This window comes from Acinetobacter sp. AR_0276 (genome assembly GCF_003000705.1).
GTDB lineage: Bacteria > Pseudomonadota > Gammaproteobacteria > Pseudomonadales > Moraxellaceae > Acinetobacter > Acinetobacter nosocomialis.
Map to the genome: position 1 here is coordinate 3763807 of NZ_PSQO01000004.1, position 24173 is coordinate 3787979.

A 24173-nucleotide genomic window follows, 5' to 3' on the forward strand; every position below is an offset into this window, starting at 1 on the left:
CAGGACAAATAAAAAAGGAGCTTTAAAAGCTCCTTTTTTATTTTAAGAATTAAGCCGACATTTTTGGTTTAACCATATTATTAATCGACAAGATATCATCAAGCACTTGTGCTGATAATAAACCTTCATTCTGAACTAGAGCCAATACACTTTGCCCAGTTTCATTTGCTGTTTTAGCAATACGAGTTGTAGTTTCATAACCTAGGTATGGGTTAAGTGCAGTCACAATACCAATTGAGTTTTCAACTAAAGCTTTACAGTGCTCAGGGTTGGCCGTAATCGTATCAATACATTTACTTTGGAACATTGCCATTGCTTTACCAAGTAAGTCCATCGATTCAAATAGTTTGAATGCAATAAGTGGTTCCATTGCATTTAACTGTAATTGACCAGCTTCAGCAGCTAAAGTTACAGCCAAATCATTTGCAATAATCTGGAAGCAAGTAAGGTTCATTGCTTCTGGAATAACTGGGTTTACTTTACCCGGCATAATCGAGCTACCCGGTTGACGTGCTTCTAAGTTAATTTCATTAATGCCGGTGCGTGGACCACTTGAAAGTAAACGCAAGTCATTGGCAATTTTTGAAAGTTTAGTTGCAGTACGTTTTAATAAACCAGATAAAAGAACAAAGTCACCCATGTCTGAAGTTGCTTCGATTAGATCTGGAGCTGACTTAATTTTCTTACCAGAAATTTTTCCAAGTGCTTGAATCGCGAGTTCACGGTAACTATATTCAGTGGTAATTCCTGTACCAATCGCTGTACCGCCAAGGTTCATATAAGCTAAAACATTTGGAATAAGCGTATTAATTTGCTCAAGGTCTTTTTGTAGAGTTACCGCAAAAGCACCAAACTCTTGACCTAATGTCATAGGCACGGCATCTTGTAACTGAGTACGTCCCATTTTTAAAATGTGTGCAAACTCTTGAGACTTATTTAGGAAGCTAAGAATCAAATTGTTAAATGGAAGATTTAACTCATCTAGGCTAAGTAACAAACCTAAACGGATTGCAGTAGGGTATACGTCATTTGTTGACTGTGACATGTTAATGTCGTTATTTGGATGTAAGTACTGATATTGACCTTTAGAATGTCCCATATATTCTAAAGCAACGTTTGCCAATACTTCATTTGCATTCATATTGGTTGAAGTACCAGCACCGCCTTGCATCATGTCGATTGGGAACTGGTCATGGAAGTTTCCACGAATAAGCTGATTACAGCTATATTCGATCGCTTCAAATTTAGTTTGATCTAAGTTTTTAAGATTATAGTTTGCTTCAGCACAGGCAAGTTTAACCATAGCTAATGCTTTAATTAAGTTAGGGAAATTTCCAACTTTGCTATTTGTTAAGTTGAAATTTTCTAAAGCACGTAATGTTTGAACTCCGTAATAATGATCATTGTTGATTTCTCTATGACCAATAAGATCCTTCTCAATACGGGTAGTAATATCTGCGTTCATCATTAAACTTCGATTCATTAAAGATGATTCATCTTAGAATTCGAAATGCTTCACTTCTAATGCATTTATTAAAGTAATTATGCATTTTTTGCATATCAAAAACTGAATTACGATAAAATGAATATTGAATAGTTGATGAGCCTTGGAAGCTATATATCTTACAAAATTTAATATATTCAATTGCTTGTATAATTTCTTTAGAGTGAGTTGCTCAACAAGAATTAAGTAAATTAAAAAATTTGAAGCGAACTAAATAATGTTTTTTATTCAGGAACGTTATTAAATTATTTGAATTTTCATGTGAAAATTAATTTATATAAAGAAATAATGAGTTTTGTTTAATAAATTTTAATAAAATTGTGATGCATTTCACATAAAAATACTTATAATACAGAAAATTTTGATTTATTAAGTTTATGTTAAAAGTAATTGGTGCCTTACTAATATTGGGAAGTTTTACTTGCTATCTCCTTATAGGAAATGAAGAAAAAACTGAAACCAAAAGTTCACACATGCTTAAAGAAGCTGAGCAATCGATTAAGAATGCTGAGTTATCTATTCAAAAAGCAAAACAAAATATCCCTACTGCATCGTATAAGTAATTGAGGTAATGAAGATTATTGTCTATTAAATAATCTTTTGACTGAAATTTTATTAAGATGTCAGCGCTGTAAAGAGACAAATGCATGAGAATGAAGTTTATTGCATATGACCCTAACTCTGGTGAAAAACTAAGCTTGAAAGAGCATATTCATCACATGGATAAATACACAACTTATGTTTTTTTTAGTGATGAAAAAGACAATATGGTATTTAACCCACAGAAAAAACAGATATTTGAAATCAGCCAATATACCTCAAACATGATGGTTGAAATTTCAAGAAAGTTATACTACTTAATTGGTGAATATTAGTTCATTTTCTATAGATCATTATGTGGATGAATTATCGCTCTTACTGATGAATTAATGCACTCCCTGTCAGTCTATAGATACTTTAGTATAATAGTCGGGATTATCTTATTAATTTATACTTACCTTAAATATTGTATGAAATACAATTAATTATTAATACTGCTTAAATCCTGAAATGAGGTAAGGTAATCATTTACTTATCAATTATTACCTTACCAAATTATAGTAAGAGTAAATAATAATTCTCTTTTTTGATGATTAGATGAAGTGAGAAAGAGTCTAAAACTAGATTTTTAGATACTTTTTATAGTGGAATAGTGTATTAATTTAAGATTCTTAAAATTCAATCAATAACTTAGAGATTGGTTATTGAAACAGTTTACAGTCCGCATTCTTCCCCAAGGTGCGGACTTTTTTTATCATTAAAATGTACGAATAGAATTTCGTGCTTATTTCTAAAAGTTATCTTGTTAAGATCACTTATTTAATTTTATGATGGGTTTTTATCAATTGATTTAAATAATTTTTTTAGCTGAACTGTACTTATGTTCATCTCTTGTCTTGTGAAAACAAAACCTATTATTTTCTTATCTTCTTTTCTATGTCAAAATTATTAAATACTTAATTTTATAGATTGGCTTTGTCCTTTCACTTCTCGCATTTTTGCAGGTACTCCCTATGTTTTATCATTCTTTCTCATCCCTAAATTTATTTATGCTTCTTCCCAAAAATATCAATTAATAAAATTACAAATCTAAAAGGGAATAGATAAGATGAATTTAGAAGTCCGTTGGGTAGAGGATCTCCTCACATTAGAACGTGAACGTTCGATTTCGAAAGCAGCCGAGAAAAGATTTATTAGCCAGTCTGCATTTACTCGAAGAATTCAACAAATTGAAGAAATGATTGGTGCTGAAGTCATTATTAGGAACAACAAAAACAACATCGAATTTACAGATATTGGCCGAATTTTATTAGTGATGTCTAAGAATATTGAAAAACAGGTAGAGGAGACCGCAAAACTTATTAAAAATATTAAGAATGAGACTGAATCTACCATTCGTTTCTGTGTGGTTCACTCATTAGCTTCAGGTTTTTTAACAACATTTTTAAAGAAATTTCCTACTCTTATTCGTGATTTAAAAATTGAAATTGTCGCAACGAATAGTGGAGAAGGCCTATCTTTGTTAAAAGAAGGCGCCTGTGATTTCATGATTTGCTATGCAGATAAAAGCAATATTAGAAAAGTTGGAGATGATATTTTAAGTGGTATTAAAATTGCTGAAACGGTCATTGTACCGGTTTCTGCAACTGAACCCGACCATAGCCCAAAACATACAATACAAAGTAACTTTGCTCTACTAGCGTATAGTAAACACGCATACTTAAGAAAATTAGTGGACCAACTTATTGAAGGTAAGCTCGTATATAAAACGTTATATGAAACTGATAATGCCACCAATTTAAAAGAGCTGGTTTTACAAGGTCTAGGGGTTGCTTGGATTCCGAAAATTAATGTTGAAGAAGACCTTGCAGCTGGGAAATTGGTTATTTTAGATCAGCAAGAATATTGCCTTGCTCAAGATATTTATATTTTCAAAAATAATTTGAGTGATAATAAATCGGTACAACAAATATGGAATGGTTTTAAAGCCCAGCAAGAACTATAACGCATACTCATTCAAAGGGTGAAGTACACGATATTTATATATAAATTAAGCAAATAAGTAGATTATGCTTGGGTCTTTATGATGAAAGGCATGATAAAGCATTGCCCCTCGTCTGAATTCTTTGCTAATTTAGAGTAAAATTCAATAAGTCAAAAGTAGGGTAGAAGAATTTTTCTATCATTTATAACTGCTTTTGAACTTATTTCAATGGATTATTAAGTCCAAGCGGAGACAATTTTGTTTGATCTAGACAGTAGATTATTAAATATTTTTTATCATATTTATCGGTTCAAAAGTGTTTCAATGGCTGCAGATGCTATTGGTCTAACACAGCCGAGTGTAAGTAACGGTCTAAACAAAATTCGTCAACATTTTAATGATCCTTTGTTTATTCGAGTCGGCAATGAAATGATTCCGACCGAACTGGCAAAGCAGATTTTTCCTCTGATTAGTGAAGTTATTGATAAAGTTGAAAGTATTAATAACTTTAATGTGAACTTTGATCCATTGACATCAGACCAGCTGTTTACGATTGCAATGACTGATGTGTCACATTTGGTTTTACTGCCTCAGTTAACCAACTATTTAAAAGAAAAAGCACCTCTCATCCGTTTAAATATTAGACCTATTACGCCAGAAACCAGCTATCAAATGGCAAATGGTGAAATTGATTTGGCGATAGGTTTCTTACCACAATTAGAAGAAGGTTTTTATCAGCAGAAGTTTTTTCGTCAACACTATGTTGTGATTAGCTCAAAAAGCCATCCGCGTTTAGATCCAAATAATTTTACTTTAGAAGATTATATGCGCGAATATCATATCGATATTGATGCAGGTATCGGGCATTATCACATTAAAAATGAACTACAAAATAAAGGGTTGGATCGAAATATTTTAATTCGTTTACCAAGTTACTTAGGTGTAGGTCTAGTCGTTCAGGAAACAGATGCGATTGCCACTGTTCCATATTATTTAAGCCAAGTTTTATTGGTTAGAGAGAACTTACAAATTTTACCTGCACCGCTTGATTTTCCAACTTATGACGTTAAGCAACATTGGCATATGTCTTGTCACCATAAGAGTAGCCATAAATGGTTCCGTCAAACTTGTTATGAGCTATTTAAAACAGCTTAGGAATTTTACTTATAAAAAAGAAGATGTAAGAAAATCCTTACACCTTCTTATAATTTTGAATTAAATTTCAATCGCAACGGCCGTTGCTTCACCACCACCAATACATAGAGCCGCAACGCCTTTCTTTTTACCTAAGCGTTTTAGTGCATAAATAAGAGAAAGGATAATTCTTGAACCCGTAGCGCCAATTGGATGGCCTAATGCACATGCACCACCATGGATGTTCACTTTAGCTTCATCAATACCTAGTTCATGAATTGGTGCCATTGCCACCATTGCAAAAGCTTCATTAATTTCCCAAGCATCTACTTCATCAACAGACCAACCAGCACGCTCAAGTACTTTCTGAATTGCACTAATTGGAGCAATTGTGAATTCGCTTGGATGCTGAGAGTGCGTCGAAGTTGCCACAATTTTTGCTAAGGTATTTAACCCATGGCTTTGAGCATATTCTTCAGTGGTTAGTACTAATGCAGCAGCACCATCAGAAATCGAGCTTGAGTTAGCGGCTGTAATTGTACCGTCCTTGCTAAAAGCAGGGCGTAAAGTTGGAATTTTCTCAAGATTTGCTTTTAATGGTTGCTCATCTTGATCAACAACTTCAACACCTTTGCGGGTTTTTACTTCAACAGGAACAATCTCTTCTTTGAAATAACCTTCCGTAATCGCAGTTTGCGCTTTTTTAAGTGAAGAAATTGCAAAGTCATCCATTTGCTCACGGGTAAAGCCTTTGGTGTTTGCCATGTCTTGCGCAAAAGAACCCATTAAACGACCTGTTTCTGCATCTTCAAGGCCATCTAAAAACATATGGTCCTTAATTTCACCGTGTCCCATACGATAACCACCGCGAGCTTTAGGCAAAATATAAGGTGCATTTGTCATAGATTCCATGCCGCCAGCCACAATAATATTGGCACTGCCTGCTTTTAAGGTATCTGATGCCATTAACACCGCTTTCATTGCAGAGCCGCAAAGTTTATTAATGGTCACAGCTCCGACATGATCAGGCACACCAGCTTTACGCATGGCTTGACGAGCAGGACCTTGACCAATACCAGCACTAAGTACGCAACCGAAAATCACTTCATCTACTTGTTCAGGTTTAACACCTGCACGTTGGATCGATTCACGGATGACAGCAGCGCCAAGTTCTGGAGCAGTTAGAGAAGATAAACTACCCTGAAAACCACCCATTGCAGTACGGCTACCTGAAACTATAACAATTGAACTCATCTTAATATCTCTTATTGGTTTATTTGCTAAATTTGCCTTTAGCCTAAACTAAAGGCGCCACTAAATTAAAAAGTTGGAGGGGTATAGCTGAGCGTTCTACCAAAGAACCACAGCAAGAATAAAACTAAAGGAAAATGCACAACGAGCTGAGTCACTGTAAAACCAATCACATCTTTTGCTTTTAGTTTTAAAATGCCTAACATTGGAAGCATAAAAAATGGATTGATTAAGTTTGGTAAAGCTTCGGCTGCATTATAAATTTGTACAGACCAGCCCAAATGAACCTTTAAATCATTTGCTGCTTGCATAACATATGGGGCTTCAATAATCCATTTTCCACCACCTGACGGTACAAAGAATCCAAGTACCGCAGAGTAAACTCCCATTACAATCGCAAAGGTTTCTTTTGATGCGATTGAAACGAAAAACTCGGCAATATAATGTGACAGCGATAAGTCTTGGCTATTTAAAGCTTGGGTCATAATAAATGCAATACTTCCGTAAAGTGGAAACTGAATTAAAATTCCTGATACGGCTGGAACTGCTTTTGCGACAGCATTTAAGAAGTTTCGTGGTGTGCCATGTAAAGCTAAACCAAGCATTAAAAACACAAAGTTGTATGTATTTAAGCTTGAAATCGCAATAATTGGATTACTTTTTGAAAATTCAAAAAACATCCAGATTAAGCCTAAAGCCACCACAATAATCGTTAAAATAGGTGAGTTTTCTAACCAGTCGCCTGGGCGTGTCGATTTTTCCTCATGTGGTTTGTCTTCTTCAAACTGCACATCAAAACTATCAATTGTTTTAACATTATTACCTTTTGGAGCTGACCAGTAAGCAATTGCAATTGAAACAATCACCAAAATAATGGTCATAGCAATTGATTGCCAAAGGAAAATAGTTTCGGTAAATGGAATAACACCAGTCAGGTTATAAATTGACTCAGGTAAACTGGTTTTATTGGCTTGAAGCTGTGCTGCTGATGAACTAATTCCAAGCGCCCAAGTTGCTCCCATACCAATGATTGCGGCTGCCGCAGCAGCACGATAATCCATATTCAGCTCTTTACGTTTTGCTAATGCAATTACTAAAAGTGCAGTAAGAATTGTACTAACAGCCCAATTCACCAGAGAAATTAATAAGCTTACAGTTGCTACTAAAACAATAGCACCACGACCAGAATTTGGAATACGTGCCATTTTTTGGATCAGGAATTTTACGGGCTTAGATACAGAAACGACATAACCTACAATAATGAGCATCGTCATTTGCAGGGTAAAGGGAATAAGACTCCAGAAGCCATTACCAAATGAAGTGGCCACATCGTGGATTGGGGCGCCAATAGCTAAAGCAGCGACAGAGACAATAATGACGCCAAGCAGAGCAAAAATATATGAATCAGGAAACCATTTTTCAGACCATTCACTAATCCGAAGTGCAAATCTTTCAAAAATTCCTTGCTGTTTTTCCATAACTGAAAAATCCTTCTCGTTCTTATTTATAAACAGCACATCCGGTGCTTAAAAGGGTTAAGACCCAAGCTCACTTACTAACTTGAGTCTTGTACAGCTAACTAAATCTTAGAATTTACGCAACTAAGGTTTTATAAAACTCAACACCTGTAGCAGCTTGAATTTGTTCGAGCGTAACATCTTTAGCTAGTTCAATGAGCTCTACACCTTGTGGCGTAATATCCATTACACCTAAGTCTGTAATCACGCGATGAACAACACCTTTACCTGTTAAAGGCAAACTACAGCTTTTCACGATTTTTGGTGTACCGTCTTTTGCACAGTGTTCCATTAGAACCACAACTTTTTGGACACCAACAACCAAGTCCATTGCACCGCCCATACCTTTGACTTTCTTACCCGGAATCATCCAGTTCGCTAAGTCACCTTTTTCAGAAACTTCCATCGCACCTAAAATTGCAATGTTGACATGGCCACCACGAATCATGGCAAAAGATTCTGAGCTTGAGAAAAAGGCTGCACCAGGACGAGCAGTAACCGTCTGTTTCCCGGCATTAATTAAATCTGCATCAACAGTTTCTTCGGTTGGAAACTCACCAATACCTAATAAGCCATTTTCAGATTGAAGCCAAACATTAATATTTTCAGGAATATAATTGGCAACAAGAGTAGGTAAGCCAATACCTAAATTGACATAAAAACCATCTTCAAGTTCTTTTGCAGCACGTTGTGCCATTTCATTACGTGACCAAGCCATTTTATACTGCCTCCGTGCTTAAAGTTTTATGCTCAATACGTTTTTCAGGTGATGCATTTAATACGATGCGGTTTACATAGATACCTGGCAAGTGGATTTCATCTGGATCCAATTCACCAATTTCAACCACCTGTTCAACTTCCGCAATTGTAATTTTTCCAGCCATTGCACATTCAGGGTTAAAATTTTGAGCAGTTTTACGAAAAACTAAATTACCTGCCTTGTCTGCCTTATATGCTTTAACAAGAGCCACATCTGCTGTTAACGACTCTTCTAGAATGTAGTTCTTGCCATGAAAAGTACGTTCTTCTTTACCTTCGGCAATGAGTGTACCTACGCCAGTTTGTGTGTAAAATGCAGGAATTCCAGCGCCTCCTGCACGTAACTTTTCAGCTAAGGTACCTTGTGGAGTTAGTTCAACTTCTAGTTCACCATTTAAATACTGGCGCTCAAATTCTTTATTTTCACCAACATAAGAAGAGATCATTTTTTTGATCTGTTTGGTTTGAAGCAAAATACCTAAACCAAAATCATCTACACCTGCATTATTAGAAATACATGTGAGACCAGTCACGCCACTTTGCTTAACTGCAATAATCAGTTTTTCAGGAATTCCGCATAAACCAAAACCGCCTACAGCAAGTGTTTGATTATCTGCAATAACATCTTTCAGTGCTGCCTCTGCATTGGCATAAACTTTATTCATTCTGTTGTTTTCCTATATCCCTTAGTAATTTAGTTTTAGCATCACATTTTGCGTTATAGAAGTTAATTTTTTTAAAGGATTAATAAGTATAATCAATGAATGGTATCAAACTCTCAACAAAAAAAAAGTTTTACACTGAGCAAAAAATGTTAAAAACTGATTGCAATATACTGAAAAATATAATAATTAATAAATTTATTTTAAACGTGTGCTTAATTCATCTTAAAAGACAGTCTTTAATTTTTTAAAATTTATATTGAACCAGTGCTTCAATAAATTGAGCAGAAATATTTGAAATTTCAAAGTTCTTTTTATAAACAATTCCTACTGTTTTATGAATGGCTTCATCTTTTAAATCAATCAGTACGTTATGTTCCTTATCAACGTGTTTGGCAAAATGTCTTGGAATTGCACTTACTCCAATACCGTAAGCCACAAAACTTGAGAGTGATGAAATTTGATGACATTCCACTTTTAAATCGAGCGTTATATTATTTCGCAAACAATTTTGCTCCACTAAATATCGAACAATTGAAGGTTTCTGTAAGGTCACAAATGGGTTTGAACAAAGCTCATGCCATGTAATAGAAGATGATTGAGCAAGTGGATGAGTCTTTGGCAATAGAGCCAAGAAATCTTCTTCAAATAGGGGTTTAAACTCTAAACCTTCGGTGAGATCTGGTTCAAAACAAATACCAAGCTCAAAAATACCATCCTGAACTTTTTCTATAATGGTCTCATTTGGAATATCGTGAATTGAAAAATTAAGATTGGGGTGAAGTGCTAAAAACTGGTGAATTACTTCAGGCAAAATTGCGTGAGTCACAAAAGGCATAGATGCAATACTTAAAGTTCCCCGATTAAGCTTAAAGCGTTGTTTGACATCATTTTCCATTTCATCCCAATTGGCGAGTAATTTTTTTGCATACGGAATGAGGGATTTGCCTTCTTGGGTAAGCTCAACACGGCGTGTATTACGGTTAAACAGTTTACCGCCTAACTCTTCTTCTAAACTTTTGATGGTGAGACTTAAAGCTGATTGGCTTAAATGTAACTCTAAAGAAGCATTGGCATAGTTGAGTGTACGTGCAAGGGCTAAAAAAGCTTTTAGTTGTTTAAGCGTCATTTCTTTCCTTTAAATTACTCAACTTACCTAGAAGAGTAATTTATACGAAAATTTGCCTAAAATGATGTTTTTTGACAAAAAATTATGAAAAAGAATGATCAAATTCTTACTTAATATGGAATAAGCAATAACTATTAAAAATACTAGCTACTTTAGTAAGTCGTTCCAGCAAAATTCATCCTTATTATTTGCAAAATATATGAACATGCCAATTAGATGAAAAAATAAATAACACATCCAAATTTTTTGAGGGGCAACTTTCAAACCCTCTAATAATATAGTTATAGAATAGATAGTGATCATAAACGTAAAAAAGATAATATAGGTCGTACTTACTATCAATTTATGTTTTGGTGCTAATTGAGCAATTTTATATCCAATCAAAATTTGCATTCCCCAATTTATAATAAGTGTAATTATAGTCATAAGTAATTTTGGTGCATTTAAGCTTTCTAAGGAAACTTGTTCAATTAGGAAAATAGTTTGCCACAGTACAAACATCCCCAAAGGATACAATATAAATTTAATCCACATCATATTTTGTTTTCTTATCAATATCTTACTTCACTATTGTATTAAATAAATATTATTTTTTCAAAATTTATTTTCAAAAAATATCAACATATAAAGTCATTCTAATTTCAATTAATATATCTATGAATTTTTAAATTCTTTAAAATTTAATTTAAAAGATAAATAAATTATGTAAGGGTATAATTGATGAATAAAACTATTCTTGGCTTAATGGTAGTACCACTTGTATTGAGTGGATGTATAAAAAAAGCAGAGGAAAAACCAACAGAAAAAATGGAAAAAACCTCTACTATAAAAGCAACTGAACAGCCACCAAAAGAAGAAAATATAATTCCTGCTATGCTAGAGAGGTGGTCCCACATGTTTGAACAACTAAAAGCTTATTTATAAGTGATACTCTGCTCTAGTTAAGCTACCTTATTTTGTTGTGGTAGCTGGTCATAGTAAAACTCATCTGGAGTCATTTTGTCCAGACTCGAATGAGGTCGTTTCAAATTATAAAATTCAAAATATGCGTTTAATTGCTTCTTCGCATCCAAAACATTGCTGTAGGCTTTGAGATACACCTCTTCATATTTAACGCTCCGCCATAATCGTTCAACCATCACATTATCAACCCATCGACCTTTACCATCCATACTGATTTGAATGCCATTTGATTTCAATACATCAATAAATGCATCACTGGTAAACTGACTGCCTTGGTCTGTATTAAATATTTCAGGTCGACCATATTTTTCAATAGCTTCATTTAATGTTTCTATGCAAAATGTAACCTCCATACTAATCGATACTCTATGCGCAAGTACCTTGCGGCTATGCCAATCAATCACAGCACATAAATAAACAAAGCCTTTTGCCATAGGGATATACGTTATATCCGTAGACCACACTTGATTACTGCGCTGAATAGCCAATCCTTTGAGCAGATATGGATATTTGCGGTGAGCTTGATTAGCCTGGCTTAAATTTGGTTTGCAATATAACGCATTAATGCCCATTTTCTTCATTAAAGTACGTGTATGACGTCGTCCTATATGATGTCCTTGACGATTCAACAAATCACGCATCATACGGCTACCTGCAAAAGGGTATTGCATATGTAACTCATCCATACAGCGCATCAGCTTCAGATCTGATGCACTCACAGGTTTTGGGCGATAGTAATAACAACCACGGGAGACTTTCAGCAGCTGAGCTTGCTTAGATACTGAAATCTGAAGTGAGTCATCGATTAACTTTTGTGGTTGAAGCGGCCCAGTTTCTTCAACACACCTTCTAAAAAATCAATTTCTAATGCCTGCTCACCGATTTTTGCATGTAGTTTTTTTAGATCGATGGGTGGTTCTGTTGGAGCTTTTGATTGATCGAAAGCTTGCGAGGAAGCTGAAATCAGTTGATTTTTCCAGTCGATAATTTGGTTTTGATGAACATCAAATTCAGCACTCAATTCAGCAAGTGTTTTTTCTGCTTTAATCGCAGCAAGTGCTACCTTAGCTTTAAAATCATTTGAATGATTTCTTCTTGGTCTACGTGCCATAAAATACTCCATATATTGATGTTTATAACATCATTTGGGGAGCAAAATATCACTTATAAGTGTTGTTCAAATTTCCTGATCCACCTCTCTAGTACGTAATTTTCTTGTGAAGTTTCAACAACCCAAAATTTGTGCTCCAAATCCAGATGTTGATGGAATTGTATGTACCTCTAAAGAAGCGATTGCACTTAAAAGTAATATTGAATGGATTGATCAAGTAATCGATAAGGAAATCCGTAAAGATTATGCAGATGCTCTTATACCTCCTTCAGAAAAGCAAAAGCAACTAAATCAAACCCAAGCTGAAGGGTTTAATAACTGGTCACAGAATGTGGTTTATCGCTTTAATGGACAGTTTGGTCAATATGTGCAAATTTCGAAAGTAAGTTCAGAATATTCTGGCGGGGCTCATGGTATAGCAACTTTTGAAGATTATATTTTTGACTTAAAAAGTAAAAAACGCATTGAATTAAAAGATATTGTTATCAATGGAAAGATGAATGCGCTTAAAGAAGAATTGTGGAAACAATACGGATATTGGTGTCAAGAAAAAGATATGCAGCCTTATATTAGTAAAGAAGACTTTAAAGTAAGTGAAAATTTCTATATTAATCAATCAGGCGGGATTACATTTGATTTTCAGCTTTACGAATTGGCTCCATATGCCGCAGGTCCTGTGAGTTTAGAACTCTATGATACAGATCAACTGATAAAATCAGATTTTTTACCGCCAATGCCTACTTTAAAAACTGAACTGTAGAGATTCATAATAGTTTGTAAATTGATTAAACCACCTTCGGGTGGTTTTTATTATTCTTAACTGTTAAATTTAACTCATTATTAAAGTGGATAATATCATGAAAAAGATTATTTTTTTAGGATTAGTTTTGAGTTTAATTGGGTGTTCAACAAGTCCTGTTGTTTCAAATACAGCGAAACCAATACCTAATGAGAGAGTGTATAATCAGAATTATTTAAAGAAACACACTCCTGAACAAGCAAAAGTTACGTTCTTAAGAGATAAAGGTTTTTTGGGTTCTGGCTGTACTCATGATATTTATGTTAATAATGAAAAGGTATTTTCAATTCGCTCAAATGAAATAGCTACAATTTATCTTGAGCCTAAATATTATATTTTTAGATTAGAAACTGGTGCAGGGATGTGTCCTAATATTGCAACTTCTCAAGAAACAGAAGTCAAACCTGGGGCAGAGATCGAATATCGAATCTTACTTCCATCTGACTTTAACTTAAGACTAACTCGAATGAAATAAGAGATTAAAAATCTCTACGCCAATGAGTTAATTAAAGTTAATATTCATTAAGTTTTGATTAAACCCACTCATTATTAAGTGGGTTTTTTCTTAATTGAACTAAGAATCATTAACTGCTTTAAAATTATTATTACGGAATATTTTTGATGAAAATTCCTATAAATAAAATTTTCTTTATCGTCTGATTAAGCAGCTGTGTGCTGTAGGGACAATCAGTTAATGGTTTTTTAAGTCCAGAAGGAGCTCTCACTGGCTTAATGGTTACACCCTAATTACGTACGCTAAATTAATAATTTTACACTAGACAATGTTTTGAAAAGCTCACTTTCGGGAGCTTCTCTATTAATTAAAATTAGTTAAAGAAAGTTTTGATCACGAATATCTTAATTTGGTTTTCTTTGTCAAAATCTTAATAATCTTAAAGACCTGATTATTCAGCTTTAGTTTTTGATGGACGGTTGCACTGTCGAGTTGATCCCACAGCTCAAATGGAAAAAACTCTGAGCTATGATCAAATACCCATAACCATTGGTAGCTATGGTTCAGTGTATGAGTATCAAAACGAACATCTTGAACTTTGACAATCTTAAGCTGTTTATGGTGTTCGTCTTGAAGAATAATTTCATGGTTCTCCATTAGACCGCCACAAATTAAAAAACAGGTTTTAAGTGTACTTGAAATAAGATTTTCTGGTTAATTGGTTAGGTTGGCATTCATTTACAAAACATTTCTACTTGTTAAAGTTTGTCATTTTCAAAATGATAATAATCTTTACTCTTGAAATACAAGGTTTTAAGTAGGTTGCATTGTAAGGCTTATATCTAAGTGTCAGAATGCAGTTGACATTTATCTTCGAGTTATCGCTATGAGTTTAATAGGCTTTATGTATGCAAGTAAAACCAATAGTGAACATAGTCAAATAAAACAAGATTTAATTGATATCCTCACAGAAGCAGTCAAATTCAACTCTCAAAATGACATTACTGGTGTGCTTTACTATGGTAATGGATACTTCTTACAATACTTAGAAGGGGAGAAAGAACAAGTTGAGACGCTATTTTATAAATCAATTTTGAAAGATTCGAGACATCAAAACTGCGAAATCATCTTTTTGGAACCGTCCGAACAGCGGTTATTTAAACATTGGAGTATGAAATTTGCGCCTATAAATACCAAAATAAAAGATTTCTTTTTTCATCATCATGTTGATGAGTTTAATCCGTATTTACTTAACACTAATTCAATCCCATCTTTTATTGAATTACTTGTAGATCAACCCAATTTGAAAGCGGATCAATATCAAGTTTAACCAAAAATATATTTTTTGATTGGATATAGATCCAAAAAGAAAATGTTGAAGGGTGATGATATTAAAGTTTCTAAAAAAGCCCTGCACAATCAGGGCTTTTAAATTTATATTAAATCTAAATAGTACTATTTTACATTTACGGCTTACTACTAACTAATGATTTTTCAAATGCCATTTCTGCATCTTTTACAATAGCAGAAAGTTTTTCTGGTTGAATAAATGCATTAACTTGACCTGCATCTTTGCGCGCTTTATTTCCCATAACATCTGCAACTTCTGGATGGCTAGTAAGCACAATGTCTGCCTTCATATTTTTTAAACGCTTAAAACTCTGACGATAATCTTCTACAATATTTGGATATTGATGATTATTTTGTAAAACATTGCCAGCAACAGAGAGACTGCAAGGGAAAACAACATTTAGATTCTTACCATTAGATTTAACTTCAGTTGACCAAGTTGTACAACCCGGAGTATGGCCTGGGGTAAGAGTAGCTTTTAGTTTTAATTTCCCTAGTTTAACTACTTCTCCATCGTGAATGACTTTATCAACTTTAACTGGAGTAAAAGGAATACTTTGGAAGGTGTTTTCACCTATTGGTTTTCCTATTTCTAAAGCCTTAACATCCTGCTGCATAGCAATTAATTTGGCGCCAGTGTCTTGTTTAATGCGGGCAAGTGCACCTACATGGTCCCAATGAGCATGGCTTGTAACCATAATTTTTACATCTGATAACTTAAAACCCAATTTTTTAATATTCTGCTCTATTTGCTCTGTATTTTCCGGAAGACCTGTATCTATCAATAAAGCTTGATGATCAGAGGTCAATAAATAGGTTCCAAGACCGTGAGTACCTACATAGTATATATTTTCAGTAATTTGGAATGGCTGAGTATTTTGCGTCCAGTCATCAGGTAACTTTAATGGTGTAGCTGAGGCAGATAGAGAAGTCAGCAATATACTTCCTGTAAACAATATCTTTTTCTTCATCTTTATTGGACTCGTAGGTTGGTCGCAGTAATTAAAGTTTTATATTTTAACGCCTTTGCTATAATTAGACCCTAATTTATTCATAAAAAAATATGACCATTCATTAAATTTTTATGTGTTTATGTTTGTTTTTCATTCATTCTTACTGATAAGTCATTTCAGAACCAGTCTCTTTAAAAAGCCTTTGGCTCAATCTATAAATAGCTCTCAAAAAATTCAAATTAATAAATTAGTAAAGACTAGTTTTTAATGTAGGGAGGATAGCGATTTGATGTTTAAGATACAGCTTTCTCACTATTTTCTTAAGATTAAATTATGAAAATCTACTAAATTATTTTAAAAAATATATTATTTAATTGTCTTTACTAAATAATATGAAATTATTAATTTAATTTACTCAATAATTAATAAGTTTTATAAATTAATAATGGCTTTTAAATAATTTGTTTTACTAGAAGATTTATATAAGTACCTGTATTTTATTGATATTTTAAAATTTAAATAAATTACATTGTTTTTAAATATTTTAGTGATATTTTATTTTTAAGCTCATTTATCTATTACCAATCGTGGATATTGTGATTTTTATCATTTTAGGTTTGGGATAACCTAAATATCTTTTGGTAATTTTATTGAACCTAATATCTATTCTTTAGGGAGAAAGAATATATGTGGGAATTATTTGTAATTCTACTTTCGCTTGGGCTGTTAATGTATACAGCTTACAAGGGCTTTTCTGTCATTCTCATGGCACCAATTTGTGCCTTACTTGCAGTTTTACTCATTAACCCAGCCAATGTTTTACCGTTTTATTCGGGTGTCTTTATGCCCAAAATGGTGAACTTTATTAAAGATTACTTTCTTGTGTTTTTGCTCGGGGCAATTTTTGGTAAAGTCGTTGAAATGTCAGGGATTGCTGAGTCTATCGCTCGAACCATTGTGAGATGGATTGGCGCAAAAAAAGCAATTTTAACGGTTGTATTACTAGGTGCAATTTTAACATACAGCGGTGTTAGTTTATTTGTTGCTGTATTTGCCATTTATCCTTTTGCCAATCAGTTATTTAGACAAGCGAATATTCCAAAACGTTTAATTCCGGGGACCATCGCGCTGGGTGCATTTACATTCACTATGGATGCATTGCCAGGTACGCCACAAATCCAGAACGTAATTCCAACCACTTTTTTTGGTACCAATATTTATGCCGCACCATTTCTAGGAATTATTGGTGCTATTTTTGTTCTATGCATGGGTTTAAGTTACTTAGAATGGCGTCGCCGCGCTGCTGCAAAAGCGGGGGAAGGATTCTCTGGTTTTGGTATAGACAATACACCGTCTCAAGAAGTTGAAGCTGATATGAACTTGCAAAATAATGGAAGTTCGGCTCGTCAGTTTCTAGCATTTGTACCGCTCATTCTTGTTGCAGTAATGAACAAATATTTATCTAAAGCAATCAAAGAATGGTATCCAAATGGCTTTGATTTTGCCTCAGTTGGTCTAGCTGATTACACCGTAGATGTTGCGAAAACTGGTGCGATATGGGCGGTTGGACTTGCGCTCATTGTAGGGATTATTACTGCAATTTTGTTTGATTACCAACGTGTAGTAACGAACTTTAAAGAAGGTATTAATGCGAGTATCGGCGGCTCACTTTTAGCCGTGATGAATACGGCTTCTGAGTACGGTTTCGGTGCCATTATTGCGTCATTACCGGGCTTTGCCATGATTAGTCATGCAATGAGCAGTACTTTTACAAATCCTTTAGTAAATGGGGCGGTGACGACAACTGTTTTAGCAGGTATTACCGGTTCAGCTTCTGGTGGTATGAGTATCGCTTTAAGTGCGATGGCTGAACATTATAACGCCGCGATTTTAGCTGTGGGTATTCCACCAGAAGTTATGCACCGTGTAGTTGCGATGGCGTCAGGTGGTATGGATACCTTACCGCACAATGGTGCTGTCATTACTTTACTCGCTGTTACAGGTTTAACCCATAAACAATCGTATAAAGATATATTTGCAGTTACGGTAATTAAAACATTAGCAGTATTTGTGGTGATTACGGTCTTTACCGTAACGGGTATTGTTTAAATCAGCACGTTATAAGTATTAAGGAGTAAATAGATGACTAAACTTTTAGACGGTAAAGTTGCTTTTATTACAGGTTCTGCAAGTGGTATCGGTCTAGAGATTGCTAAGAAATTTGCTCAAGAAGGTGCCAAAGTTGTCATTTCTGATATGAATGCCGAAAAATGCCAAGAAACGGCGAACTCACTTAAAGAGCAAGGTTTTGATGCCTTATCTGCACCATGTGATGTAACTGATGAAGACGCTTATAAACAAGCAATTGAGCTGACTCAAAAGACCTTTGGTACGGTTGATATCTTAATTAATAATGCTGGTTTCCAACATGTTGCGCCTATTGAAGAGTTTCCAACGGCCGTTTTTCAAAAGTTAGTTCAGGTTATGTTAACAGGGGCATTTATTGGTATTAAACATGTTTTCCCAATCATGAAAGCTCAAAAATATGGTCGTATTATTAATATGGCTTCAATTAATGGCTTGATTGGTTTCGCTGGAAAGGCAGGCTATAACAGTGCTAAACACGGCGTAATTGGTCTAACAAAAGTTGCCGCATTAGAATGTGCACGTGACGGTATTACAGTAAATGCTTTATGTCCGGGGTATGTAGATACACCATTGGTTCGTGGGCAAATTGCAGATTTGGCTAAAACCCGTAATGTAAGTTTAGACAGTGCACTTGAAGATGTAATTTTGGCAATGGTTCCTCAAAAGCGTTTGCTATCTGTTGAAGAAATCGCTGACTATGCAATTTTCCTCGCAAGCGAAAAAGCAGGTGGGGTAACAGGCCAAGCTGTCGTGATGGATGGCGGTTATACGGCCCAATAATTTAATTGTTTTATAAAAACCGCTTATTTTATATAAGCGGTTTTTTTATTCATTAAAAATTTACGATCGTCTACTGTTCAAAATAATGTTTTATCTCTACTATAACTTGTTATAAAAAAAACGAATAAAATAAGTTCGTTAAGGTATAAATTTATACTTTAAAGGTATTTAACTTATTTCCATTTTTAAAATTTAATAGAGTATGAGAAAGTAATATTTACGCATGTCCTGATTAGATACTTTCAGGAAAACTCGTCAATTAAAGGGTATTAATTGGCATACAAGTTGCTTTTTTAGCAATAAGTTTTAGCTAGGTGAAAAGGATATGATATCACTCAGCCAACAGATGGAACTCAATCATTATTCACGCAAAGCTGAATTTGCGCAGAATCTGATGTCCACAATTTGTGGTGAACACCGTCTAGACACGATTTATAAAGACAATCTCGATTTCCATTATGACGGAATGCGTTTGCCTAATAAAAAAATGGCAATCGGCACAATCAGTTATGGTGCAAATGTCGCTATTAACATCTCAAATTTAAAAGCGTATAGCATTAGTTTACCTATACAGGGGCGACAAGCTCTCAACATTCGTGGTGCACATTATCAATCTGATGAAAACAGAGGCCTAATTGTTTCAAATAATGATCAACAAGATCTGATTATCGATAAAGACTGTAGAAAATTTCAGGTGGTTATTCCTGAGCGAAGTATGCAGATTGTCCTTGCAGATTTACTGAATAAACCTATAGAAACGCCTATCATTTTTAACCCTGAAATGCACTTAGACTCTGAGCAACTGATTGGCGCATGGTGGAAGAATATTCAGAATTTTTTACAGCTAAAATCGAAATATAGCAATTTTTATGGTTTGCAGATGTTATCTGAAGACTATGAAAATTTTGTAATTAAAGCCTTACTATTATCTCAAGAAAACAACTACTCTGAAGCTTTAAAGTCACTTTCATATCAAGATGAGCCAGCTTATATTCGTAAGGTTCGTAATTTTATTATTGAACATGCTCACGAAGAAATCTGTGCAGAAGACTTGCAACGGTTGGCTGGGGTTTCAAAATCAAAATTGTATGACGAATTTCAACAGTACTACGGCACCAGCCCAATGTCGTATTTGAAAAAATATCGACTCCAACAAATTTACAAAATCTTGAGCACTACAGGAGCAGATAAAAAGGTTTCTATTTCAAAGCTTGCCTATGACTGGGGCTTTAATCATTTAAGTCGTTTTTCTCAAGAATATCGTGAAGAGTTTGGCGAAAATCCAAGTGAGACTAAAGGCAAAATTTTCTGATATTTAACTTTCACAATAAAAAAACTGATTTAAGTAATTAAATCAGTTTTTTTTATTTATCGATTAATGTTTATAGACTTTCTTCGAGCTTTAACACCTGTTTGTGTTTAGATTTCTCATAAATTACTTTCAAGCTAAGTGCAATAAATGAGATGAAAGTTGGTAAAGCGAGAATAAAGAAAATACCGCTTAAACTTAAGTTAAAGGTGAAAATGAGTGAGCCAAAGAAAGCACCTAAAATTGCACCAATACGACCAATACCATGCATCCATGAAACACCAACCGCGCGGCATACCGCTGGGTAGAACATAGCTGCAAGTGGCAGTAATGAAGACTGTGCACCAGCCAGTAATGCACCAATTAAGAAGATAGTAAGGCCTAATAAGAAAATATTTGAGCTCACTAGACCAGCAACAATAAATAGGCTGAAAGCGATGAGATATGAATATTTAATCACTGTAGTTGGGTTCAGTTTATCCATGTACCATCCCATAATGGTTGCGCCAATTACACCACCAAAAGGGAAAATCGCAGCAATTAAACTAAACTGTTGGGTATTGAAACCTGCTGTTTTTAAAATTGTTGGCATCCAGCTTGTTAAAAGATAGAACACCAAAAGACTGGTAAAACAGCAGATCCAAAGCATGCTTGAACTCCACAGGTATTTTCCTAAAACCACTTTAACCGGATTTTCATCTGAAGGATTTTCTGCTTGAGCTAAAATAAGTTTTACTGGCTCTTGGAAGGAATGGCCTTGAATATTTTCTAAAATACGCTGTGCTTTATCTTGTTGATGACGTGTAATTAAGTATTGAGTTGATTCAGGTAATTTAAGTAATAAAGCAACCACTAAAATTAGGGGAATACTTCCGCCAATAATAATCACTTTGGCCCAGCCATAGCTTTCTAACAGATAAGCTGATAACACACCGCCACAAGAAATACCCAGCATAAATCCACAGCCAGCAAGCCCTGTGAGAAATGCTTTACGTTTTACAGGCATATATTCTGAGACAATGGTACTAATGTTTGGCATAGCTGCGCCTAAACCTACGCCAGTAATAAAGCGATAAATCATTAAGTCTTGAGTTGAATTAGCAAAGCCACACAAAATCGTAAATATTGAGAACAAAAGGCTTGTAAAAACAATAACACCTTTACGGCCAAATTTATCGGCTAAGGGGCCAGAAATGATTGCACCAATTGACATACCGACTAAAGCAGCACTTAAAACGGGAGCAAGTTGAGGCTTGGTAATTCCCCAATCATCCAATAATGCCGGTGCAACAAAACCAATAATTCCTGTATCTAGACCATCACAGAAAAAGACACAAAAGCCTAGGATAAAAACTATCCACTGTAGTGGAGACAGTTTTTCGCGATTGATAATCGTGTTTGCATCTATCGTTTTCATATGTATTCCTTCTTAAAATTATTTAATTCCCTGAGTAATTCAATGTATTCGTTACAAAACCTGAGTCTTTAATTGAATTATTTTTAACCAATATTCACTATCCAATAAGTCCGAATATTCATCCATTTTTTCCAAATGAGATAAAAAGCATTCATTTCATTTTTTAATTTAATCATTTGAAATATAGGTGTTTCTTATTTTTAATTTTTCTATCCAGTTTGTTTGATTTTGATAATTGCGCAGAGATTGGATAATGCTTGCAGCTTTTGGACAGTCTAAAAAAATTTTCAGATAGAAGATAAAGCCATAACAATGTCAGGAGTTGACACTATGGCTGGTCAAACCATTCAAATTCAAACTGCATCTGGAAAGCAGTTCAGTGCATATCTAGCGACACCAGAAACAGGAAAAGGACCTGGTGTGGTGCTTTGTCAGGAAATCTTTGGGGTGAATGCAGCAATGCGGGAAAAGGCAGATTTTCTTGCAGAAGAAGGCTATACCGTTTTGGTTCCTGATCTATTTTGGCGTATATCACCTAATATTGAACTCGGTTATACACCAGATGATTTTCAAAAAGCTTTTGAACTTTATCAACAATATGACGAAAACCTTGGTGTTGAAGATATTCAAGACAGCTTAGCTTTTCTAAAGACACGACCAGAATGTGATATCTCTACAGGTCTCGGCGTAGTGGGCTATTGTTTAGGTGGAAAGCTAGCTTATTTGGCAGGCTGCAGACTTTCTGATGTGGCATGTGCCGTAGGTTATTACGGTGTAGGCATTGAAAAAGCGTTAGATGAGTTAGCTAACGTAAAAGGACGTTTGGTTTTACATATTGCAGAACTGGACCAATTTACACCGCCAGATGTGAGACAAGCGATTGTCGATGCAGCTAACCAATATTCAAATGTACAAGCTTATGTTTACGAAGGCGTTGATCATGCCTTTGCACGACCAAAAAGCAACCATTACCACAAACCTTCAGCACGCTTCGCTCACGAGCGTACAGTAACAGCTCTACATGAAATAATTGGGCCGAAATATGACCTAGTTGCACTATGGGAAGAGCATATTCGTCATGAGTTCGATACGCGTGACGTCCCAGCAACCATGGCAACAATGGTTGCAGAACCTTATGTCAACCATATCCCAACCTTGACTGGCGGTGTAGGCCAAAGCCAGCTTGCTCGTTTTTATCAATATCACTTTGTTCATCAAAACCCAAAAGATATGAAGATTACTTCAATCTCTCGTACGGTTGGCTCAACGCAAGTGGTAGACGAATTCATTATGAGCTTTACCCACGACGCTGAAATTGACTGGTTATTACCGGGTGTAAAACCAACTGGTAAATATGTCGAAATACCAATGTTAGGTGTAATTCAGTTCAGAGGTTCAAAGCTGTGTCATGAGCATATTTACTGGGACCAAGCATCTGTACTTGTTCAAATTGGTTTATTAGACCCAACAGGCTTACCCGTTGCAGGTGTCGAGACAGCACGAAAACTTCTTGATGAAGATCTTCCGTCCAATACTTTGATGCCATCTTGGTCAAGTAGTGAAGGCAAGCTAGTCAATTAAGGAGGATCTGCAATGAATATAAATTTAATAGGAAAAGTCGCTGTGGTGAGTGGCGGTGCAACACTCATTGGTAAAGCTGTTGTGCAAGCCTTAGTCAGTGCAGGTGCTCATGTCGCTATTTTAGATATTGATGCAAAAGGTAAGGCGATTGCCGAAAGCTTTAACCATGATGTGATGTTTATTCAAACCGATTTAACTAGTGATGCGGCTATTCAACAAGCTGTGGCAGATATTCATCAACATTTAGGTGAAGTGAGTTACTTGGTGAATTTAGCATGTACCTACTTAGATGATGGTTTTAAATCTTCACGTCAGGACTGGTTACAAGCACTCGATATTAATTTGATCTCTACAGTTGAGCTGAGCCGTGCTTTATACAATGACCTAAAAGAACAGCAAGGTTCAATCGTTAACTTTACTTCCATTTCGGCCAAAGTGGCACAAACAGGACGCTGGTTATATCCGGTTTCTAAGGCCGCGATACGTCAACTCACACAAAGTATGGCAATGGATTTTGCTGCCGATGGTATTCGCGTCAATTCAGTTTCTCCGGGTTGGACATGGTCACGAGTCATTGCAGAAGTCAGCGGCAATAACCGTGAAAAAGCCGATAGCGTTGCAGCCGATTATCACTTGCTAGGCCGATTGGGTCATCCCGAAGAAGTCGCCAATGTTGTTTTGTTTTTATTGTCACCCGCTGCGAGCTTTGTGACCGGAGCAGATTACGCAGTCGACGGTGGCTATTCAGTAATGGGCCCTGAAGGATCACAGCCCGCTATTCCGCGTTTAGCCGAATAGCACAGCGTTTTAAAAGCACATTTAGAAAAT

At 35.2% G+C, this 24173-nt stretch carries 22 protein-coding genes and 2 pseudogenes; 13 read left to right on the forward strand and 11 right to left on the reverse strand.

What is annotated here, in order from left to right; genetic code table 11:
• Positions 1 to 49: 49 nt before the first annotated feature.
• Positions 50 to 1468 carry an aspartate ammonia-lyase gene (locus CSB87_RS19010; protein ID WP_004887303.1) on the reverse strand — a complete coding sequence of 473 codons (1419 nt, stop codon included), beginning with the start codon at positions 1466 to 1468 and terminating at the stop codon, positions 50 to 52.
• 413 nt (positions 1469 to 1881) lie between these two features.
• Between CSB87_RS19010 and CSB87_RS19015 the strand changes: the two genes are divergently transcribed.
• From CSB87_RS19015 to CSB87_RS19030, 4 genes are all read left to right on the forward strand, one after another.
• Positions 1882 to 2067, forward strand: coding sequence for a hypothetical protein (locus CSB87_RS19015; RefSeq protein ID WP_004708863.1), 186 nt, complete (start codon positions 1882 to 1884; stop codon positions 2065 to 2067).
• A 90-nt stretch (positions 2068 to 2157) separates the two neighbouring features.
• Positions 2158 to 2379, forward strand: a complete 222-nt coding sequence (locus CSB87_RS19020) for a hypothetical protein (RefSeq protein ID WP_000668585.1) — start codon at positions 2158 to 2160, stop codon at positions 2377 to 2379.
• 773 nt (positions 2380 to 3152) lie between these two features.
• Complete coding sequence (locus tag CSB87_RS19025; RefSeq protein WP_002050172.1) at positions 3153 to 4049, forward strand: LysR substrate-binding domain-containing protein; 897 nt, start codon at positions 3153 to 3155, stop codon at positions 4047 to 4049.
• A 237-nt stretch (positions 4050 to 4286) separates the two neighbouring features.
• Complete coding sequence (locus tag CSB87_RS19030; RefSeq protein WP_004887299.1) at positions 4287 to 5183, forward strand: LysR family transcriptional regulator; 897 nt, start codon at positions 4287 to 4289, stop codon at positions 5181 to 5183.
• Positions 5184 to 5243: 60 nt separating this feature from the next.
• Here CSB87_RS19030 and CSB87_RS19035 read toward each other — a convergent pair whose 3' ends face one another.
• The 6 genes from CSB87_RS19035 to CSB87_RS20125 all read right to left on the reverse strand — a co-directional run bounded on the left by CSB87_RS19035 (position 5244) and on the right by CSB87_RS20125 (position 11017).
• Positions 5244 to 6416, reverse strand: coding sequence for a thiolase family protein (locus tag CSB87_RS19035; protein WP_004887297.1), 1173 nt, complete (start codon positions 6414 to 6416; stop codon positions 5244 to 5246).
• A gap of 65 nt (positions 6417 to 6481) precedes the next feature.
• The gene (locus tag CSB87_RS19040) at positions 6482 to 7891 is read right to left on the reverse strand and encodes a short-chain fatty acid transporter (protein WP_006580924.1); all 1410 of its coding nucleotides are present in this window, start codon (positions 7889 to 7891) and stop codon (positions 6482 to 6484) included.
• Positions 7892 to 8006: 115 nt separating this feature from the next.
• Positions 8007 to 8648 carry a 3-oxoacid CoA-transferase subunit B gene (locus CSB87_RS19045; protein WP_004887295.1) on the reverse strand — a complete coding sequence of 214 codons (642 nt, stop codon included), beginning with the start codon at positions 8646 to 8648 and terminating at the stop codon, positions 8007 to 8009.
• Position 8649: 1 nt separating this feature from the next.
• The gene (locus tag CSB87_RS19050) at positions 8650 to 9354 is read right to left on the reverse strand and encodes a CoA transferase subunit A (RefSeq protein WP_004887294.1); all 705 of its coding nucleotides are present in this window, start codon (positions 9352 to 9354) and stop codon (positions 8650 to 8652) included.
• Between the two features lie 244 nt (positions 9355 to 9598).
• Positions 9599 to 10480 carry a LysR family transcriptional regulator gene (locus CSB87_RS19055; RefSeq protein ID WP_004887293.1) on the reverse strand — a complete coding sequence of 294 codons (882 nt, stop codon included), beginning with the start codon at positions 10478 to 10480 and terminating at the stop codon, positions 9599 to 9601.
• A gap of 147 nt (positions 10481 to 10627) precedes the next feature.
• The gene (locus tag CSB87_RS20125; RefSeq protein ID WP_004887292.1) at positions 10628 to 11017 is read right to left on the reverse strand and encodes a hypothetical protein; all 390 of its coding nucleotides are present in this window, start codon (positions 11015 to 11017) and stop codon (positions 10628 to 10630) included.
• A gap of 183 nt (positions 11018 to 11200) precedes the next feature.
• Between CSB87_RS20125 and CSB87_RS19065 the strand changes: the two are divergent.
• Positions 11201 to 11365, forward strand: a pseudogene (locus CSB87_RS19065) (DUF3298 domain-containing protein); the annotation flags it as partial.
• 56 nt (positions 11366 to 11421) lie between these two features.
• On the opposite strand, the gene CSB87_RS19070 reads toward CSB87_RS19065, so the two are convergent.
• A protein-coding gene (locus CSB87_RS19070) for an IS3 family transposase (protein WP_223235881.1) occupies positions 11422 to 12554 on the reverse strand; the annotation gives its coding sequence in 2 pieces (ribosomal slippage) (positions 11422 to 12302 and positions 12302 to 12554; 1134 coding nt in all).
• Positions 12555 to 12642: 88 nt separating this feature from the next.
• Between CSB87_RS19070 and CSB87_RS19075 the strand changes: the two are divergent.
• Positions 12643 to 13314: pseudogene (locus CSB87_RS19075) on the forward strand (RsiV family protein); the annotation flags it as partial.
• A 97-nt stretch (positions 13315 to 13411) separates the two neighbouring features.
• Positions 13412 to 13828 (forward strand): hypothetical protein, encoded by a 417-nt coding sequence (locus tag CSB87_RS19080; RefSeq protein WP_002050243.1) that lies wholly within the window; start codon positions 13412 to 13414, stop codon positions 13826 to 13828.
• A 372-nt stretch (positions 13829 to 14200) separates the two neighbouring features.
• Here CSB87_RS19080 and CSB87_RS19090 read toward each other — a convergent pair whose 3' ends face one another.
• Positions 14201 to 14464 carry a hypothetical protein gene (locus CSB87_RS19090; RefSeq protein WP_006580922.1) on the reverse strand — a complete coding sequence of 88 codons (264 nt, stop codon included), beginning with the start codon at positions 14462 to 14464 and terminating at the stop codon, positions 14201 to 14203.
• A gap of 229 nt (positions 14465 to 14693) precedes the next feature.
• Here CSB87_RS19090 and CSB87_RS19095 point away from each other — a divergent pair, with 229 nt between their 5' ends.
• On the forward strand, positions 14694 to 15137 hold the full coding sequence (locus CSB87_RS19095; protein WP_004708845.1) for a BLUF domain-containing protein: 444 nt from the start codon (positions 14694 to 14696) through the stop codon (positions 15135 to 15137).
• A gap of 136 nt (positions 15138 to 15273) precedes the next feature.
• Here CSB87_RS19095 and bla read toward each other — a convergent pair whose 3' ends face one another.
• Positions 15274 to 16128: a putative subclass B3 metallo-beta-lactamase gene (bla, locus tag CSB87_RS19100; RefSeq protein ID WP_006580921.1), complete on the reverse strand. Its 855-nt coding sequence runs from the start codon at positions 16126 to 16128 to the stop codon at positions 15274 to 15276.
• A 669-nt stretch (positions 16129 to 16797) separates the two neighbouring features.
• Between bla and CSB87_RS19105 the strand changes: the two genes are divergently transcribed.
• The 3 genes from CSB87_RS19105 to CSB87_RS19115 all read left to right on the forward strand — a co-directional run bounded on the left by CSB87_RS19105 (position 16798) and on the right by CSB87_RS19115 (position 20350).
• The gene (locus tag CSB87_RS19105; protein WP_004887284.1) at positions 16798 to 18219 is read left to right on the forward strand and encodes a GntP family permease; all 1422 of its coding nucleotides are present in this window, start codon (positions 16798 to 16800) and stop codon (positions 18217 to 18219) included.
• Positions 18220 to 18252: 33 nt separating this feature from the next.
• Positions 18253 to 19038 carry a 3-hydroxybutyrate dehydrogenase gene (locus CSB87_RS19110; protein ID WP_004887282.1) on the forward strand — a complete coding sequence of 262 codons (786 nt, stop codon included), beginning with the start codon at positions 18253 to 18255 and terminating at the stop codon, positions 19036 to 19038.
• Positions 19039 to 19363: 325 nt separating this feature from the next.
• A complete protein-coding gene (locus CSB87_RS19115; protein ID WP_004887279.1) occupies positions 19364 to 20350 on the forward strand; it encodes an AraC family transcriptional regulator in 987 nt (328 codons plus the stop codon).
• Positions 20351 to 20420: 70 nt separating this feature from the next.
• Here the strand turns inward: CSB87_RS19115 and CSB87_RS19120 are convergent, their stop codons facing one another.
• Positions 20421 to 21764 (reverse strand): MFS transporter, encoded by a 1344-nt coding sequence (locus tag CSB87_RS19120; protein ID WP_004887277.1) that lies wholly within the window; start codon positions 21762 to 21764, stop codon positions 20421 to 20423.
• Positions 21765 to 22094: 330 nt separating this feature from the next.
• Here CSB87_RS19120 and CSB87_RS19125 point away from each other — a divergent pair, with 330 nt between their 5' ends.
• Entirely contained in the window at positions 22095 to 23345 is a 1251-nt protein-coding gene (locus CSB87_RS19125; RefSeq protein ID WP_004887275.1) for a dienelactone hydrolase family protein, read from the forward strand.
• 12 nt (positions 23346 to 23357) lie between these two features.
• A complete protein-coding gene (locus tag CSB87_RS19130; protein ID WP_004887274.1) occupies positions 23358 to 24143 on the forward strand; it encodes an SDR family oxidoreductase in 786 nt (261 codons plus the stop codon).
• Positions 24144 to 24173: the final 30 nt, after the last annotated feature.